This is a genomic window from Streptomyces sp. NPDC021749 (assembly GCF_040640655.1).
Classification (GTDB): Bacteria; Actinomycetota; Actinomycetes; order Streptomycetales; family Streptomycetaceae; genus Streptomyces.
In genome coordinates, this window is record NZ_JBFACE010000019.1 from 35,154 (window position 1) to 51,359 (window position 16,206).

15 protein-coding genes are annotated in these 16,206 nt (G+C 72.8%); 8 read left to right on the forward strand and 7 right to left on the reverse strand.

What is annotated here, in order from left to right; all coding sequences use genetic code 11:
- Nucleotides 1-232 precede the first annotated feature (232 nt).
- The 5 genes from AB0G35_RS20145 to AB0G35_RS20165 form a co-directional block, all read right to left on the reverse strand.
- A complete protein-coding gene (locus AB0G35_RS20145; protein WP_360950843.1) occupies nt 233-2,173 on the reverse strand; it encodes an FAD-dependent monooxygenase in 1,941 nt (646 codons plus the stop codon).
- Between the two features lie 182 nt (nt 2,174-2,355).
- Nucleotides 2,356-3,288 (reverse strand): amino acid ABC transporter permease, encoded by a 933-nt coding sequence (locus tag AB0G35_RS20150; RefSeq protein ID WP_360950846.1) that lies wholly within the window; start codon nt 3,286-3,288, stop codon nt 2,356-2,358.
- Between the two features lie 76 nt (nt 3,289-3,364).
- Complete coding sequence (locus tag AB0G35_RS20155; RefSeq protein WP_360950849.1) at nt 3,365-4,012, reverse strand: amino acid ABC transporter permease; 648 nt, start codon at nt 4,010-4,012, stop codon at nt 3,365-3,367.
- A gap of 130 nt (nt 4,013-4,142) precedes the next feature.
- The gene (locus AB0G35_RS20160; RefSeq protein WP_360950852.1) at nt 4,143-5,054 is read right to left on the reverse strand and encodes a glutamate ABC transporter substrate-binding protein; all 912 of its coding nucleotides are present in this window, start codon (nt 5,052-5,054) and stop codon (nt 4,143-4,145) included.
- Between the two features lie 53 nt (nt 5,055-5,107).
- Nucleotides 5,108-5,893, reverse strand: coding sequence for an amino acid ABC transporter ATP-binding protein (locus tag AB0G35_RS20165; RefSeq protein ID WP_360950855.1), 786 nt, complete (start codon nt 5,891-5,893; stop codon nt 5,108-5,110).
- Between the two features lie 279 nt (nt 5,894-6,172).
- Here AB0G35_RS20165 and AB0G35_RS20170 point away from each other — a divergent pair, with 279 nt between their 5' ends.
- From AB0G35_RS20170 to AB0G35_RS20180, 3 genes are all read left to right on the forward strand, one after another.
- On the forward strand, nt 6,173-6,895 hold the full coding sequence (locus AB0G35_RS20170) for a response regulator transcription factor (RefSeq protein WP_360950858.1): 723 nt from the start codon (nt 6,173-6,175) through the stop codon (nt 6,893-6,895).
- Between the two features lie 16 nt (nt 6,896-6,911).
- A complete protein-coding gene (locus AB0G35_RS20175; protein WP_360950861.1) occupies nt 6,912-8,327 on the forward strand; it encodes a HAMP domain-containing sensor histidine kinase in 1,416 nt (471 codons plus the stop codon).
- 191 nt (nt 8,328-8,518) lie between these two features.
- Nucleotides 8,519-8,722: a cold-shock protein gene (locus AB0G35_RS20180; RefSeq protein WP_030288153.1), complete on the forward strand. Its 204-nt coding sequence runs from the start codon at nt 8,519-8,521 to the stop codon at nt 8,720-8,722.
- A 104-nt stretch (nt 8,723-8,826) separates the two neighbouring features.
- On the opposite strand, the gene AB0G35_RS20185 is transcribed toward AB0G35_RS20180, so the two are convergent.
- Nucleotides 8,827-9,822, reverse strand: a complete 996-nt coding sequence (locus tag AB0G35_RS20185; protein WP_360950866.1) for a TAXI family TRAP transporter solute-binding subunit — start codon at nt 9,820-9,822, stop codon at nt 8,827-8,829.
- Nucleotides 9,823-10,089: 267 nt separating this feature from the next.
- Between AB0G35_RS20185 and miaB the strand changes: the two genes are divergently transcribed.
- Nucleotides 10,090-11,607 (forward strand): tRNA (N6-isopentenyl adenosine(37)-C2)-methylthiotransferase MiaB, encoded by a 1,518-nt coding sequence (gene miaB / locus AB0G35_RS20190; protein WP_360950869.1) that lies wholly within the window; start codon nt 10,090-10,092, stop codon nt 11,605-11,607.
- A 55-nt stretch (nt 11,608-11,662) separates the two neighbouring features.
- A complete protein-coding gene (locus AB0G35_RS20195) occupies nt 11,663-12,373 on the forward strand; it encodes a class III extradiol dioxygenase subunit B-like domain-containing protein (protein WP_360950872.1) in 711 nt (236 codons plus the stop codon).
- Between the two features lie 142 nt (nt 12,374-12,515).
- Here AB0G35_RS20195 and AB0G35_RS20200 read toward each other — a convergent pair whose 3' ends face one another.
- Nucleotides 12,516-12,995, reverse strand: a complete 480-nt coding sequence (locus AB0G35_RS20200; RefSeq protein ID WP_360950875.1) for a hypothetical protein — start codon at nt 12,993-12,995, stop codon at nt 12,516-12,518.
- Nucleotides 12,996-13,177: 182 nt separating this feature from the next.
- On the opposite strand from AB0G35_RS20200, the gene miaA reads away from it, so the two are divergent.
- The 3 genes from miaA to dapF all read left to right on the forward strand — a co-directional run bounded on the left by miaA (nt 13,178) and on the right by dapF (nt 16,092).
- A complete protein-coding gene (gene miaA / locus AB0G35_RS20205) occupies nt 13,178-14,116 on the forward strand; it encodes a tRNA (adenosine(37)-N6)-dimethylallyltransferase MiaA (protein WP_360950878.1) in 939 nt (312 codons plus the stop codon).
- Nucleotides 14,117-14,509: 393 nt separating this feature from the next.
- Entirely contained in the window at nt 14,510-14,971 is a 462-nt protein-coding gene (locus AB0G35_RS20210; protein WP_360951089.1) for a hypothetical protein, read from the forward strand.
- A 245-nt stretch (nt 14,972-15,216) separates the two neighbouring features.
- Complete coding sequence (gene dapF / locus AB0G35_RS20215) at nt 15,217-16,092, forward strand: diaminopimelate epimerase (RefSeq protein ID WP_360950881.1); 876 nt, start codon at nt 15,217-15,219, stop codon at nt 16,090-16,092.
- Nucleotides 16,093-16,206 lie beyond the last annotated feature (114 nt).

A 16,206-nucleotide genomic window follows, 5' to 3' on the forward strand; every position in this document is an offset into this window, starting at 1 on the left:
GACCGGGTGCTCAGACCGCGGCCCCGCCCCCTCCGGCGTCCGACCCCCGACGCTCGGACCGCGGATTTCCCGGGCGCCTCCACCGGCCCTCGCTTCGGTGTCCGCTTCGGTGTCCGCTTCGGTGTCCGCTCCGGTGCTCAGTCCGCAGCCCTCCTCCGGCCTCCCCCCAGTGCGCAGACCGCGGTTCCCCCGGAGCATCCACCAGCCCTTGCTTCAGCGCCCGCTCCGGTGCTCAGTCCGCCGCCCCCTCGCGTCCATTCCTGCACTCAGTCCGCGGCTCCCCTGGCGGCTCCGCCCGATCCCCAGCCCCAGCCCCCTCCCCGGCCCCAGCCCCGGGATCACCCCCAGCACCGTCCCCGGCACCGTCCCCGGCACCGTCATCCCCAACCACCCCCACACCACGTCCCGGACGCCCCTCAAGCCCCGCGCCCTCCCCGCTCCCCAAGCCCCCCGCACGCGCCCCCGCGCGCCCGTAAGCCGCAGGCATCACCGATGCGTCGTCCGGTGTGCCGCCCCGGACCGCCTCCGCGCAGGCGTGGAGTTCTGTCGGGCGGACGCCGGGGGCGAGGGCGGTGACCAGGTGGCCGTCGGGGCGTACGAGGAGGACGGTGTGGGCGGCGGCGCCCGGGTAGGACTCGGTGACCAGGACCTCGGTAGGCATCGGGAGCGCCGCCGCGGCGCTGCTCAGCCGGGGCATGAGACCCGCCGACTGCCAGTGGCGGCGGTCCCAGACGGTGGTGCCGGGTGCCACCAGGACCACCAGCAGCCCGCGCCCGAGGCGGGTGCGCAGCCGGACCACCGAACCGTCCGGTGCGGTCACCGGCACGTCCGTCACCGGCGCCCCCGGCGGCGTCTCGACGAGCGGTCCGCCGGTGTGCGCGGCCGGCGGTGCCAGCGGTGTGCGGGCGTACACCGGTGGGGCGCCCAGGGGGCCGCGGCCCAGGTGGCCGTCGGTCAGCAGCGTGCTGCGGCCGCGTGCGGCGCCGGGCAGGACGGTGCGCCAGCGGGCCGAACGGCCGTCCCGCAGCAGCGGGAGCGCCTGGTCGGCGGTGCGCAGCCGGGCCGCGACCGCGCCCCGCCGCTCGGCCTGGTAGCTGTCGAGCAGGGTCTCGGTGGAGCCGTGGTGCCAGGCCAGCCCCAGCTTCCAGGCGAGGTTCTCGGCGTCCCGCAGCCCTTCGTCCAGGCCCTGGGTGCCGAGCGCGCCGAGGAGGTGCGCGGCGTCCCCGGCGAGGAAGGCGCGGCCCTGCCGCCAGCAGCGGGCCAGCCGGTGGTGGACGGTGTGCACGCCGGTGTCGAGGAGTTCGTACGGGGGGACCAGCCGGCCGGGGCCGGAACCCCGGGCGCCGTCCCCGGCCGCGCCGCTCCCGTCGCCGGCCTCGACCGGGTACTCGGTGGTCCAGCCGGCCAGCGAGTCCCGGATCCGGGCGACCAGGGCGTCCGGGGTGACCAGTTCGCGGCCCGGGGGCAGCAGCCAGTCCAGTCGCCAGAGGCCGTCGGCCAGCGGGCGGGCGGAGACCTCGCTGCCCGGTGTGCCGCCCTGTCGGGGCGGTGACCGGTGCAGCAGCGCCTCGCCGGGCCAGGGGAGTTCGCAGCGCAGCGCGGCCACCGCATGCCGTTCGACGGCCGTACGGCCGGGGAAGCGGATGTCCAGCAGCTTGCGCACGGTCGACCGGGGGCCGTCGCAGCCGATGAGGTAACTCCCGCGCCACCACGTGCCGTTGGGGCCGCGGGTGCGGGCGCTGATGCCGTGCTCGTCCTGTTCGAGGTCGGTCAGCCGGCTGCCGGTGACGACCTCGGCGAGCTTCTCCCGCTCCAGAGCGGCGCGCAGCGCGCGGGTGAGGGCGTGCTGGGGGATGTGCACCGGGGAGGTGGCGGCGGGCCCGGCCGCGGTGTCCGTGGTGTGCGGGGCGAACGCGACGCGTTCCACCAGGCGCCGGCGGCGCATGATCCGCCAGGCCGTCCAGCGGGTGCCGGCGGACTCCAGGGTGGCGGCGCAGCCGAGCCGGCCGACGAACGCCGCGGTGTCCTCGCGGAGGACGGCGGTGCGGGCGGGCCGGGTGTCCTCCTGGCCGGTGGTCTCGTCGAGGACGAGGGAGGGGACGCCGAGCCGGGCGAGGGCGAGCGCGAGGGAGAGGCCGACCGGGCCGCCCCCGGCGACGATCACCGGGTCCACGGCGCTGCTCCCCGGGGCCGCTGGTACGTACGGGACATGCGGGAACTGGCAGTTGGAGCCCGGTGCGTGATCACACAGCGTATGCAACCCACTGCGGCCGCTCGCGTCAAGTGACGGAGGCGGTGGCGCCGTTGCCACCGCCTCCGGACGGTTCCGTACCGGCCGCGCGGGCCGTCGTACCGTCAGTCCTTCGCGTCCGCCGGGGCGTCGACCGGGGCCGCGGTTTCCAGGGCGTCGGTGGCCGCCACCGGCTCGCCGGCCGCCGCCACGTGGATCCCGGTCTTCGCCCGCCGGCCGCGCCGCTCGATCCAGTTGGCGAGGGCGGACAGCGCCAGGCACATCGCGACGTAGAGGGAGCCGGTGACGATGATGACGGGGACGTAGGTGTCGTTGCCGTTGACGATGATGTTCGAGCTCATCAGCCGGGCGGTGTAGAGGAGTTCCTCGAACGTGATGATGTAGCCGAGGGAGGTGTCCTTCAGCGTCACCACGAGCTGGCTGATGACCGTCGGCAGCATCGCCCGGACGGCCTGCGGGATCAGCACCGTCATCATGACCTGGGTCTTGCGCATGCCCAGGGCGTAGGCGGCCTCGCGCTGCCCCTTGGGCACCGAGTCGATGCCGGCCCGCAGCACCTCTGCCTGGACCGAACCGTTGTAGACGGTCAGACCGAGGACCAGCGCCCAGAACTGCGGCTGGCTGCCGGTCAGGCCGAGGGCCTCGCGGTTGCTGAGGAAGATCACCCACACCGCATAGATGGTGATCAGCAGCGGGACGGCCCGGAAGAGCTCGATGAAGCCGGTGGCGAACCAACGGATCGGCTTGTGGTCCGACAGCCGCGCGACCGCGAGCAGCACGCCCAGCACCAGCGACAGGACGGCGGCGACCGCGAAGACCTGAAGCGTCGTCAGCACGCCGTCGCGGATGCTGGTCCGCACACCGGCGTTGTTGAAGATGTTCCACACCTCGGGTTCGAGCTGCCCCTTGGCGCTCAGCCGCAGCACGGCGAACGCGATCAGGCCGAGCACTCCGAGGGTGCCGAGAACGGTGAAGACGCGGTTGCGCGCCTTCGCCTTCGGACCCGGTACGTCATAGAGAACGCTGGCGCCACTCATGCTGCCGTTACCTCGCTTCGTTCCGCCGCGCCTGTGCGTGGCACCCGGGTCGTGCTGTCCTGTGTCTCACGCTCGTTCACCGGGCCACCCCCAGCCGGCGCTCCAGCAGTCGGAACAGACCGCTGATGGTGAAGGTGATGATGAGGTAGGCGAGCGCGACCCAGAGGAAGATCCAGGCGATCGCGTAGCCCTTGTCGTTGAGCAGCTTGGACACGCTGAACAGCTCAGGGAAGCTGAACGCGCCGGCGATCGCCGAGTTCTTCGTCAGCGCGATGAAGATGCTGCTCAGCGGGGGGAGCACGGTGCGCGTCGCCTGCGGGAGGACGATCATCCGCAGGGTCTGGCCGAACGTCATCCCGAGGCTGCGGGCGGCCTCGGCCTGTCCGATCGGGACGGTGTTGATGCCGGAGCGCACCGCCTCGCAGACGAAGGACGAGGTGTAGAGGCCCAGCGCCGCGGTGCCGAGCACATAGGGGCTGGCGCCCTGGATGAGGATCTGCGGCACGACGAAGAAGGCGACGAGGAACAGCAGCGTCAGCGGCGTGTTGCGCAGCACCGTGACCCAGGCCGTCCCGAAGGCGCGCAACGGCGGGATCGGGGAGACCCGGAAGCCGGCTATCAGCACGCCGAGTACGAGGGCGAGCAGCCCGCTCGACGCGGTGATCGCCAAAGTTCCGAGGAACCCTTCCCGGAACTCGGGCAGGTAATCGAGGAGTACGTTCATGGGGTCTCCGCGGTAGCGGTCATCGGGTCGACGGCGGGGAGGGAAGAGACGGGGCGAAGGCAGCGCGCCCCGCACACCCGGCCACGGCGGGCGTACGGGGCGGCGCGGTCAGAAGGTGCGGTCCGGCGCCTCAGTAGCGCGGCAGCGGCGTCTGCGGGGCGACGTAGGCCGACCCGGACTTGCCGAGGGTGCCCTGGTACGCCTTCTTGTAGTCACCGTTCTTGATGTGGTTCTCCAGCGCGGTCGTGATCGCGTCGCGCAGGGCCTTGTCGTTCTTGTCCAGACCAACGCCGTAGGGCTCCTTGGTGAACGGCTTGTTCACCACGCGGAGCTTCTGGGGGCGCTGGGCGGCGTAGCCCTTGAGGATCGCGTCGTCGGTGGTGACCGCGTCGGCACCGCCGTCCAGCAGCAGCTTGACGCACTCCGAGTACTTGGACAGCTCGGTGGTGTGGGCGCCGTACTTCTGCTTCTTGATCTCCTGCAGCGGGGTGGACCCGACGATCGAGCAGACCTTCTTGCCCTTGAGGCTGTCCGGCCCGGTGATGGCCTTGTCGTCCTTGCGCACCAGGAGGTCGGCGCCGGCGGTGTAGTACGGCCCCGCGAAGCCGACCTGCTTCTTGCGCTCGTCGTTGATCGTGTAGGTGCCGACGTAGTAGTCGACGTCGCCCTTGGAGATCTCGGTCTCACGGACGTTGGAGTCGACGGTCTTGAACTCGATCTGCTTGTCCGAGAAGCCGAGGTCGGCGGCGATCATCTTGGCGATCTCGATGTCGAAACCGGAGTACTTGCCGGTCGAGGGGTCCTTGAAGCCGAGGAACGGCTGGTCCGCCTTGACGCCGATGACGAGCTTCTTGGCCTGCTGGGCCTTCTTCAGCACCGTCGAATTGACCTTGACGTCCTTGGCGACCTTGTACGTGCCGCTGTAGACCTCGCCGCCGGCCGGCTTGTCGCCGGCCGTACCCGACTCGCCGCCGCAGGCGGTCGCCGTGGCCGCCAGCGCGAGCACCACCGCACCGGCCGCGGCCGTCTTGAGCATCCTCATGGTGAACATCCTTTGGTTCAGCAAGTGTTGGCAATCATGGTGGCCCAACGGCCTCAGTGGTGGAGGATCTTCGACAGGAAGTCCTTGGCGCGGTCGCTGCGCGGGTTGTTGAAGAACTGGTTCGGCTCGGCCTCTTCGATGACGCGGCCGTCCGCCATGAAGACCACACGGTTCGCGGCGGAGCGCGCGAAGCCCATCTCATGGGTGACCACGACCATCGTCATGCCGTCCCGGGCGAGCTGCTGCATCACGTCCAGCACCTCGTTGATCATCTCCGGGTCGAGTGCGGAGGTCGGCTCGTCGAACAGCATCACCTTCGGGTCCATGGCCAGCGCGCGGGCGATCGCCACCCGCTGCTGCTGCCCGCCGGAGAGCTGTGCGGGGTACTTGTCCGCCTGGGTGCCGACACCGACCCGGTCCAGCAGGGTGCGGGCCTTCTGCTCGGCCGTCGCCTTGTCCGTTTTGCGGACCTTGGTCTGGCCCAGCATCACGTTCTCCAGCACCGTCTTGTGTGCGAAGAGGTTGAACGACTGGAAGACCATGCCCACGTCCGCGCGGAGCCGGGCGAGTTCGCGCCCCTCCTGCGGCAGCGGCTTCCCGTCGATGGTGATGCTGCCGGAGTCGATGGTCTCCAGGCGGTTGATCGTGCGGCAGAGCGTCGACTTGCCGGAGCCCGAAGGCCCGATCACGACGACGACCTCGCCCCGGTTGATCGTCAGGTCGATGTCCTGGAGCACGTGCAGCGCGCCGAAGTGCTTGTTCACGTTGTCCAGCACGACCAGCTGGTCACCCGCCGGCGTGGAACCCTCGGCGTTCTTGGTCACCGATACTTCACTCATCGGCGTACAGCTCCGTCCTCCTCGGTTGGGGAGGACCCTAGTGACGCCCCGCGACCAGCGTCATTACATCTGAGGGGAACTTGAGCATAACGATCCGGTCGCAGCGGGCTCGCGGCGCGCCACTCTGGGTGAGGGGGCGGGAGCCGGGGTGCGAGGGGGCACCGGCGTACCGGCTGGGTAACGGATGGCGGCCGGGAGGTGGCCTGCTCTTGACGCGCGCACCCGCCATCGCCGTAGATGCCCTGTGGCCTGTCCGCACGCACCCGGGAAGGAGGCCCGATGAGACTGCTGCTGGTCGAGGACGACGATCATGTCGCCGCGGCGCTGGCTGCCGTGCTCGCCAAGCACGGCCTGTCCGTCGTCCACGCGCGCAGCGGTGAGGAGGCGCTCAAGGCCCTGCTGCCCGATGCCGCCGAGCCGTTCGCGGTGGTGCTGCTCGACCTCGGGCTGCCGGACCAGGACGGTTTCGAGGTGTGCGGCCGGATCCGCAAGATCAGCACCACCCCGGTCATCATGGTCACCGCGCGCTCCGACGTGCGCTCGCGGATCCACGGCCTCAACCTGGGCGCGGACGACTACGTGGTCAAGCCGTACGACACCGGTGAGCTGCTGGCCCGTATCCACGCGGTGAGCCGGCGGAACGCGGTGCCGCCGGCGGGCGGTGCGGAGCAGCCGGTCGAGGAGGGCGCGCCCGAGGCGCCGCTGCGGCTCGGTGCGGTCACCGTCGAACTCCCCACCCGCCAGGTGTCCGTGGACGGTACCGCGGTGCCGCTGACCCGCAAGGAGTTCGACCTGCTGGCGCTGCTCGCCCAGCGGCCGGGGGTGGTCTTCCGCCGGGAGCAGATCATCAGCGAGGTGTGGCGGACGAGTTGGGAGGGCACCGGCCGGACCCTGGAGGTGCATATCGCCTCACTCCGGGCCAAACTGCGCATGCCCGCCCTGATCGAGACCGTGCGCGGCGTCGGCTACCGCCTGGTCGTGCCGGCCTCGCCGGCTCCCTGAAGGCCGCCGCGGGCACGTGCGCACCCGACTCCTTCCGCTCCTCATCGTCCTGATGGCCGGTGTGCTGCTCGCGCTCGGCCTCCCGCTCGGCGTCATCACCGCCGGTGTGGAGCAGCAGAAGGTGGTCGTCGACCGGATCGACGACGCCGCCCGGTTCGCCTCGCTCGCCCAGTTCGTCACCGCCCGCCCCGACGCCGAGGCCGGGCACAAGACACCCGAGGAGGACGAACGGCAGGCCACCCTCCGCTCGGAGCTGGCGCGCTACTACGGCCTGTACGGGATCCGGGCCGGCGTCTTCTACCGCGACCACACCCCGATGGCCGCCGCCCCGCCGGCGATGCCGGTGCCCCGCGACGGGGAGGGCGCCCGGGCCTTCAGCGAGGCGCTGGCCGGCCGTCGCAGCCACGACCCGCACCAGATCTGGCCGTGGGACGACGACGGCCGGATCCCGGTCGCCTCACCGGTGATCCGCGACGGCGACGTGGTCGCGGTGGTCATGACCGATTCCCCCACCGGACAGATGCGTGCCCGGATCCTGCACGGCTGGCTGCTGATCGCGGCCGGCGAGTGCGCGGCCATGCTCGTCGCGGTCGCCGCGGCCTTCCGGCTCACCGGCTGGGTGCTGCGGCCCGTACGGGTCCTGGACGTGGCCAGTCACGACATCGCCACCGGCCGGCTGAAGTCCCGGGTCGCCGGCAACGCCGGCCCGCCCGAACTGCGCCGGCTGGCCCGTTCGTTCAACGAGATGGCCGATCACGTCGAGGAGGTGCTGGAACAGCAGCGCGCCTTCGTCGCCGACGCCTCCCACCAGCTGCGCAACCCGCTGGCCGCGCTGCTGCTGCGGATCGAGCTGCTGGCCCTCGAACTCCCCGAAGACAACGAGGAGATCGCCTCGGTGCGCACCGAGGGCAAGCGGCTGGCCCGGGTCCTGGACGATCTGCTCGACCTCGCGCTCGCCGAGCACACCGCCGCCGACCTCCAGCTCACCGACGTGGCCGCGCTGACCGCCGAGCGCGTCGACTCCTGGCGCCCGATGGCCGACGACAAGGGCGTCCGGCTGACCTACGAGGCCCAGCCCGCGGTCACCGGCTGGGCCGATCCGGTCGCCCTCTCCAGCGCCCTGGACGCGGTCGTCGACAACGCCCTGAAGTTCACCCCGGCCGGCGAGCCGGTGACCGTGCGCGTGGCACCGGACGGCGAGCAGGTGCGGATCACCGTGGCCGACCGTGGCCCCGGGCTGACCGAGGACGAACTGGCGCGGGTCGGTGACCGCTTCTGGCGCAGCAGCCGCCACCAGAACGTCTCCGGCTCCGGCCTCGGCCTGTCGATCACCCGCACCCTGCTCGCCGCGGGCGGCGCCGCCATCGCCTACGCCCCGCACCCGCCGCACGGCCTGGAGGTCACCGTGACCCTGCCGCGCACCCCACCCTGAACCGGCCGGCCGGCGCCGTGTGCTACCGTCGAAGGACGTTGCAGTTGTGGTACCCATGAACGTTGTGTGCGCCCGGAGGCTGGTAGCCCCGGGCGTCCTTGTTTTCCGGACCGGTTCCGGTGTGGGGCGATGATCGCGGCGAAGGGGACCGCAAGGTGCGGTTCCCGGTTTGCCCCATGAAGGAGAAAAACATGGCTTCCGGCACCGTCAAGTGGTTCAACTCGGAAAAGGGCTTCGGCTTCATCGAGCAGGACGGCGGCGGCCCCGACGTCTTCGCCCACTACTCGAACATCCAGGCTCAGGGCTTCCGTGAGCTCCTGGAGGGCCAGAAGGTCTCGTTCGACGTGACCCAGGGACCGAAGGGCCCGCAGGCGGAGAACATCATCCCCGCCTGACGCCCCGCGCGTCCGCCCTGGCCTGCGTCGGCACCGTCCGTCGCGGGCCAGGGCGCTTTTTCGGCCAGGCCGGGGGCACTCAGGGCTCCTGTCCGGCGCCCTCATCAGGGCTTCACGGACACGTAATAGCGCCGGGCGCCCTCGTGCAGCTGCAGCGGATCGGTGAACACCGCCGTCCGCAGGTCCACCTTCTGCGCGGCGTGCACCTGACGCCCGATCCAGTCCCGGCTGTCGATCACCGTCCGGGTGATGCCCTGGGTCAGCGCCGCGTCCTCCCGGTCCGTCGTGACCAGCAGGTTCGCCACCGCGATCGTCTTCACCGCCTGCCCGTCCTGGGCGCGCGGATAGGCGTCGGCGGGCATCACCGCCGCCCGGTAGTAGCGGGTGCGCTCGCCCTGCCGGCGCAGTCCCGCGGTGAGGTCCCCGAGCTGCACCAGCCGTACGGGGAACCGCTCCGCGAGCCGCTGGACCGCCGTCGTCGGCAGCCCGCCCGACCAGAAGAAGGCGTCCAGCTTGCCCTGCTCCAGCAGCTTCGGCATCCGGTCGATGCCCACCCGCACCGGCTCGATGTCCCGGTCGAAGTCCAGTCCGGCCGCCTCCAGCAGCCGCCGGGTGATCAGCTGCACGCCCGAGCCGTCGGCTCCGACGCCCACCCGTAGCCGCCGCAGGTCCTTGGCCGAGCGCACCGCCGACCGCCGGGGAACCACCAGCTGCATGTAGTCGTCGTACAGCCGCGCACAGGCCCGCAGGCGGTCCGCGCCCGGCTCGCCCCGGAACTGGTACGTGGCGACCGCGTCGGCGGTGGCGATGCTGAACTCCGCGCGCCCGGACACCAGTTGGCGCAGATTGTCGATCGACCCCTCACTACGGGTCAGCCGCAGCCGTACGTCCGGCATGTCGTGCGCCACGTCCTGTTGCAGCAGCTCCCCGTAGCGCGCGTACACCCCCGTCGGCACGCCCGTCGCCATGGTCACCTGCCCACCCGGTGCGGGCGCGCGCCCCATGGACAGCAGCCACCACAGCGCCAGCCCGAGCACGACCAGCGCCGCGACGCCTGCCTGGGACACCCGGCGGCCCGGGCGGGGGAGTGCGGTGACCATGGGCGGGATCCTGCCAGGTGCGGGGGCCCAGCGGGAGGGGGGTGGGGGCGGTCCCGGGTGCGCAGGCGGCCCGGGTTCCTCGATGACGCTCCGGCCGGCCCGTGGCGCCACCGACGGGCGCAGGACCGCCCGGGGCGCGTGCGGGACGACTTGTGAGCGGAGGTGCCGCGCCTGATCGGCCTCTTCGACGAGAGTGACGGGGCCGGTCCGTCGTGAGCCCCCGGGCCGCGGGGAAAGGCTTCTCCGGCGGGCCCTTACCCTTGAGGAATGACCAGCAGCACCGACCGCAGCCACGTCGTGGGCGTGCCGAAGACCTATGAGATCCGCACCTACGGGTGCCAGATGAACGTCCACGACTCCGAGCGGCTGTCCGGGCTGCTGGAGGAGGCCGGATACGTCCGCGCGCCCAAGGGGGGCGAAGAGGCCGACGTCGTCGTCTTCAACACCTGCGCGGTGCGGGAGAACGCCGACAACCGCCTCTACGGCAACCTCGGACAGCTCGCCCCCAAGAAGGCGGCGCACCCCGGCATGCAGATCGCCGTGGGCGGCTGCCTCGCGCAGAAGGACCGCGACACCATCGTCAAGAAGGCCCCCTGGGTCGACGTGGTCTTCGGGACGCACAACATCGGCAAGCTGCCCGTCCTGCTGGAGCGCGCCCGCATCCAGGAAGAGGCGCAGGTCGAGATCGCGGAGTCCCTGGAGGCGTTCCCCTCCACGCTGCCGACCCGGCGCGAGAGCGCGTATGCGGCCTGGGTGTCGATCTCCGTCGGCTGCAACAACACCTGCACCTTCTGTATCGTCCCGGCGCTGCGCGGCAAGGAGAAGGACCGCCGGCCCGGCGACATCCTCGCCGAGGTCGAGGCGCTGGTCGCCGAGGGCGTCAGCGAGATCACCCTGCTCGGGCAGAACGTCAACGCCTACGGCTCCGACATCGGCGACCGCGAGGCGTTCAGCAAGCTGCTGCGGGCCTGCGGCTCGATCGAGGGCCTGGAGCGGGTGCGCTTCACCTCCCCGCACCCGCGCGACTTCACCGACGACGTGATCGCCGCCATGGCCGAGACCCCGAACGTGATGCCGCAGCTGCACATGCCGCTGCAGTCCGGCTCCGACCGCGTCCTCAAGGCCATGCGCCGCTCGTACCGCCAGGAGCGGTTCCTCGGCATCATCGAGAAGGTGCGCGCCGCCATGCCGGACGCCGCGATCTCGACGGACATCATCGTCGGCTTCCCGGGCGAGACCGAGGAGGACTTCGAGCAGACCCTGCACACGGTCCGCGAGTCCCGCTTCGCCCAGGCGTTCACGTTCCAGTACTCCAAGCGTCCCGGCACCCCCGCGGCCGAGATGGAGGGCCAGATCCCCAAGGCCGTCGTCCAGGAGCGCTACGAGCGGCTGGTCGCCCTCCAGGAGGAGATCTCCTGGGAGGAGAACAAGAAGCAGGTGGGCCGCACCCTCGACGTCATGGTCGCCGAGGGCGAGGGCCGCAAGGACGACGCGACCCACCGGCTGTCCGGCCGGGCGCCGGACAACCGCCTGGTGCACTTCACCCGGCCCGAGGAGCCGGTCCGGCCCGGCGACGTGGTGACCGTCGAGGTGACCTACGCCGCTCCGCACCACCTCCTCGCGGAGGGCCCGGCCAAGGCGGTCCGCCGCACCCGCGCCGGCGACGCCTGGGAGAAGCGCACCGCCGCGCCGGCCGAGAAGCCCAAGGGCGTCCTGCTGGGCCTGCCCACGATCGGTGCCCCGGCGCCGAGCCCGGCACCCTCCGCGGGCTGCGGCTGCGACTGAACCGCACGGGCGACTGACCGCAGGGACGGCGGGCAGGGGGCGTTACGCTGCGTGCATGCTCGTAGCCGCCGCCCTCTGCCCCTGCCCCCCGTTGCTCGTCCCGGAGGTCGCCGCCGGCGCCGCGCCCGAGCTGGACCCGCTGCGCGCCGCCTGCCTCGACGCGATCGGCCTGCTCGCCGCGGCCCGCCCGGACCGGCTGGTCGTCGTCGGACCCGCCGACCAGGCCACCCGCGGCCCGCACCCGGAGGGCGCCGCCGGCTCGTTCCGCGGCTTCGGGGTCGCCCTCGACGTGACACTGGGCGCCGCCGAGGCCGCCACCGGGCGGCCGCTCCCGCCGTCCCTCTCCGTCGGCGCCTGGCTGCTGTCGCGGGCGGACTGGGCCGACGCCCCCGTGGAGGGACTGGGCCTGGACCCGGCGCTGCCCGCCGAGCGGGCCCTGGCGGCCGGCCGGGAGATCGCCACCCGTGCGCCCCGGGTGGCCCTGCTGGTGATGGGCGACGGCAGCGCCTGCCGGACGGTCAAGGCGCCCGGCTACCTCGACGACCGGGCCGAGCCCTTCGACGCCGCCGTGGCCCGCGCCCTGGGCGCCGCCGACGTCGCCGCACTGAGCGCGCTGGACGCCCAGCTCGCCGCCGCCCTCCAGGCGTCCGGACGGGCCGGCTGGCAGCTCCTGGCGGGCGCCGCCGAGGGCGCGGGGCTGGGCGGCCGGCTGCTGCGCGAGGAGGCCCCCTACGGGGTGGGCTACTTCGTCGCCGCCTGGTCGTAGCCGCCGCCGTACCGGGACCGTAGGCGGCGCGGCCGGGGCGCACGCTCCGGAGCAGACACGGAACGACGGCCGCGAGGTGGTGTGCCACCCGGCGGCCGTCGTGTGCTGCCCGTCTTTGCGATGCGCGTGAACTACGCGTGCATCACTTCCGTGCGCCCTCGCCGGACTCGCTGTCCGCCGCGGCCCGGACCGACTGCTGCCGGGGAATCCCGGCACTTTCGGCGGTCTGCTCCGCCGTGCCGTGCGGCTCCCCATCGGCGGCCTGCTCGGCGGCCGGTCCGGGGGCCGTCTCCGCGGCCCGTTCGGCGGCCGCCTCGGCGGTCTCGGCACGCTGTCCGTCACGCGTCTCGTCACCGGACACCTCCGAGGCCGCCGCTTCCGCCGCGTCGTCCGTCACGCCTTCGGCCACCGCGTCCGCCGCGGACCCGTCGCCGGCCGCGGCCCCCTCGGCGCCCGCGGACTCCTCGGCCTCCTGGGCCCCCCGGGCTTCCCCGGCGCCCTCGGCCTCCGCCGAAGCGGCCGACTTCGCCGGCTCCTCCGCCTCTGCCGTCACCGACGTTGCGGCGCTCTCCTCCGTCAACGCTTCGGACTTACGGCGGCGAAACCGCGAAAACACGTCCATAACTGCTCCTACGCTCTTCATGTGGGCGAAGTCCCCTGCCGCCCGGAGCGGACCGTAGCGCCGCCCACGGGCGCCGGTGCTGCACCGGCTCTCTCGGGACCTCGCAACAGGCAACGACCTCATCCGTGGCCCGTCACGTCGCTCGTTCGAGAGGGGCCCGCGATGTTTGGGAGACTGACGGGGTGAACACCGCCGTCCCCGCTCCGCGGGTCATCGCCGTCGTCGGCCCCACCGCGGCCGGAAAGTCCGATCTGGGCGTTGCGCTCGCCCGACACCTGGGTGGCGAGGTCATCAACGCCGACTCCATGCAGCTCTACCGCGGCATGGACATCGGGACCGCCAAGCTCACGCCCGAGGAGCAGCAGGGCGTACCGCACCGCCTCCTGGACGTCTGGGACGTCACCCGCACCGCCAGCGTCGCCGAGTACCAGCGGCTGGCCCGCGCCGAGATCGACCGGCTGCTCGCGGAGGGCCGCACCCCGGTCCTCGTCGGCGGCTCCGGCCTGTACGTACGCGGTGCCATCGACGCCCTGGAGTTCCCCGGCACCGACCCGGAGGTGCGCGCCCGTCTGGAGGCCGAACTGGCCGAAGAGGGCAGCGGCGCCCTGCACGCCCGGCTGGCCACCGCCGACCCGGAGGCCGCCCGCGCCATCCTGCCCGGCAACGGCCGCCGCATCGTGCGTGCCCTGGAGGTCATCGAGATCACCGGCCGCCCCTTCACCGCCAACCTCCCCGGCCACGAGGCGGTCTACGACACCGTGCAGATCGGGGTCGACGTCGCGCGCCCCGAACTCGACGAGCGGATCGCCCGGCGGGTCGACCGCATGTGGGAGGCGGGCCTCGTCGACGAGGTGCGCCGCCTGGAGGCCGAAGGGCTCCGGGAGGGCCTCACCGCCTCCCGGGCACTCGGCTACCAGCAGGTGCTCGCGCAGCTGGCGGGGGAGTGCACGGAAGAGCAGGCGCGCGAGGAGACGGTGCGCGCCACCAAACGCTTCGCGCGCCGTCAGGACTCGTGGTTCCGCCGGGACCCGCGCGTCCACTGGTTCAGCGGTGCCGCCGAGCACCGGGCGGAACTTCCTGAGCAGGCGCTGGCCCTGGTCGAACGACCGGTCACAGCCTGATCACGTCATGGCATCGGGACGCTCCGGCCGTCATCAGGGCCCCTGAGGGCGTGTCATCATCGACCTTCGATCGAGGCATGCATGCGGCAGTGGGGAGGGCGCGTGGCAATGGAGGCCGGCCCTCGCAACCGAGCCCAGCAGCCGGACAACGGCGCTGACGCGGAAACGGCACCGCTGACCGCCGACGGCCCGGACGCCGTCCGGAACGACCAGCCCGTGAGCCGTCCGCTCCGCTACGACCCGTCCCGGAGCCACCTGCTCCGGGACGACCCGTCCCCCGAGCACGCCGCTCACAGCGGTCTGTCTCACGGCGGCCTGTCCCACGACGGCCCCGCCGACGACGGCCCGTCCGGCGACGCCCTCGGCAGCGGCCCCCTCGCCTCGTCCGCTCCCCTGGGGGCTTCCGACCCTCTGGGCCACCCCGCCACCCTTGGCCCCTCCGACGTCCTGGCCGCCGCCGGGGCGCTGGACGGCTCCGACGGACCGGATGCCGCCGACGGGGCCGGTGAGGGCGGCGAGTCCTTCCGCGAGCTGCGTCCGCCGCGCCGGCTACGACTGTGGCAGCTGGCACCGATCGTCGGGCTGGCGGCCCTCGGCTCGCTGATGTTCGCCTTCCCGCTGGCCTTCGAATTCGGGGGCGACGGCGGTGCGGTGATCGCGATGCTCGGGCTGCTGCTGTGCTGCTGCGCGGCCGGCTGGGGCATGATGGCCGCCCGCCGCGTCGGCTACACCTGGCCCGGCCTGCCCGCCCGCGGCTCCGGCCGCCGCGCCGGCTGGCGGGTGGTCCTCCTCTACGCCCTGGTGGTGGCCGTCCCCGCGGCACTGGCCATCTGGCGCGTGGCCCGGCTGCGCTGACGCGCTCCCGTCCGGGCCGCGCGGCGCGCGCTCCCGCCCGCGCCGCGCTGGCGCGCTCCCTGTCCGGCTTCTCCGGCTGCGCGGAATGGCGCGCTCCTCTTTTTCCCCGCCGCCCACCCCCCTTCGGGGGGTGGGCGGGTCAGGAGCGCACCCCGCCCCCACGGCCTCCCCCCAGCGTCCTCCGACGATCACTCCCCGCCCCCACCGCCCCCGTCCCTGTCAGTCCCGCCCCGTACGATGCAAGGGTGACCAGTACGCAGCGGGTGCCTTTCCTCAAGGGCCACGGCACCGAGAACGACTTCGTGATCATCCCCGACCCGGACGGTCTGCTCGATCTGCCGGCGGCCGCGGTCGCCCGCATCTGTGACCGGCGGGCCGGCCTCGGCGGCGACGGCGTGCTGCGCGCCGTACGCGCCGCCGCGCACCCCGAGGCGCGCGATCAGGCCGACGAGGCCGAGTGGTTCATGGACTACCGCAACGGCGACGGCTCGATCGCCGAGATGTGCGGCAACGGCGTCCGGGTCTTCGCGCGCTATCTGCTCCACGCCGGCCTGGCCGAGGCCGGTGACCTCACCATCGCCACCCGCGCCGGCGTGCGCCGGGTGCATCTCGCCAAGACCGGTGACGTCACGGTCTCCATGGGCCGCGCCGAGCTGCCCGAGGAAGGCGTCGTGGTCACGCTCGACGGCCGCAGCTGGCCGGCCCGCAACGTCAACATGGGCAATCCGCACGCGGTCGCGTTCGTAGAGGACCTGGCCCACGCCGGCGAACTGCTGGCCGTACCGCCGTTCAGCCCTGCGGCGGTTTATCCCGACGGCGTCAACATCGAATTCGTGGTCGACCGCGGACCCCGGCATGTGGCGATGCGGGTCCACGAGCGCGGCTCCGGCGAGACCCGGTCCTGCGGTACGGGCGCCTGCGCGGTGGCCGTCGCCACCGCCCGGAGGGACGGTCTGGACCCGGCGACGACCGGAACTCCCGTCACGTACAGGGTTGATGTGCTCGGCGGCAGCCTGAAGATCACCGAGCTGCCCGACGGCACGGTCGAGATGACCGGACCGGCCGAGATCGTCGCCGAAGGCACCTTCGACCCCTCCTGGCTGGCCGCCGCGCTCGCCTGACCGGCCCGTGGCGGGGCGGGGCGGGCGGGGGCGCTCCGGCCCGCCCCGCGGAAGCGATTCCAGCCAAAAGATTCGCTCGAACGGGTGATCCGTATCACTCTGAGCGAGAGGTGG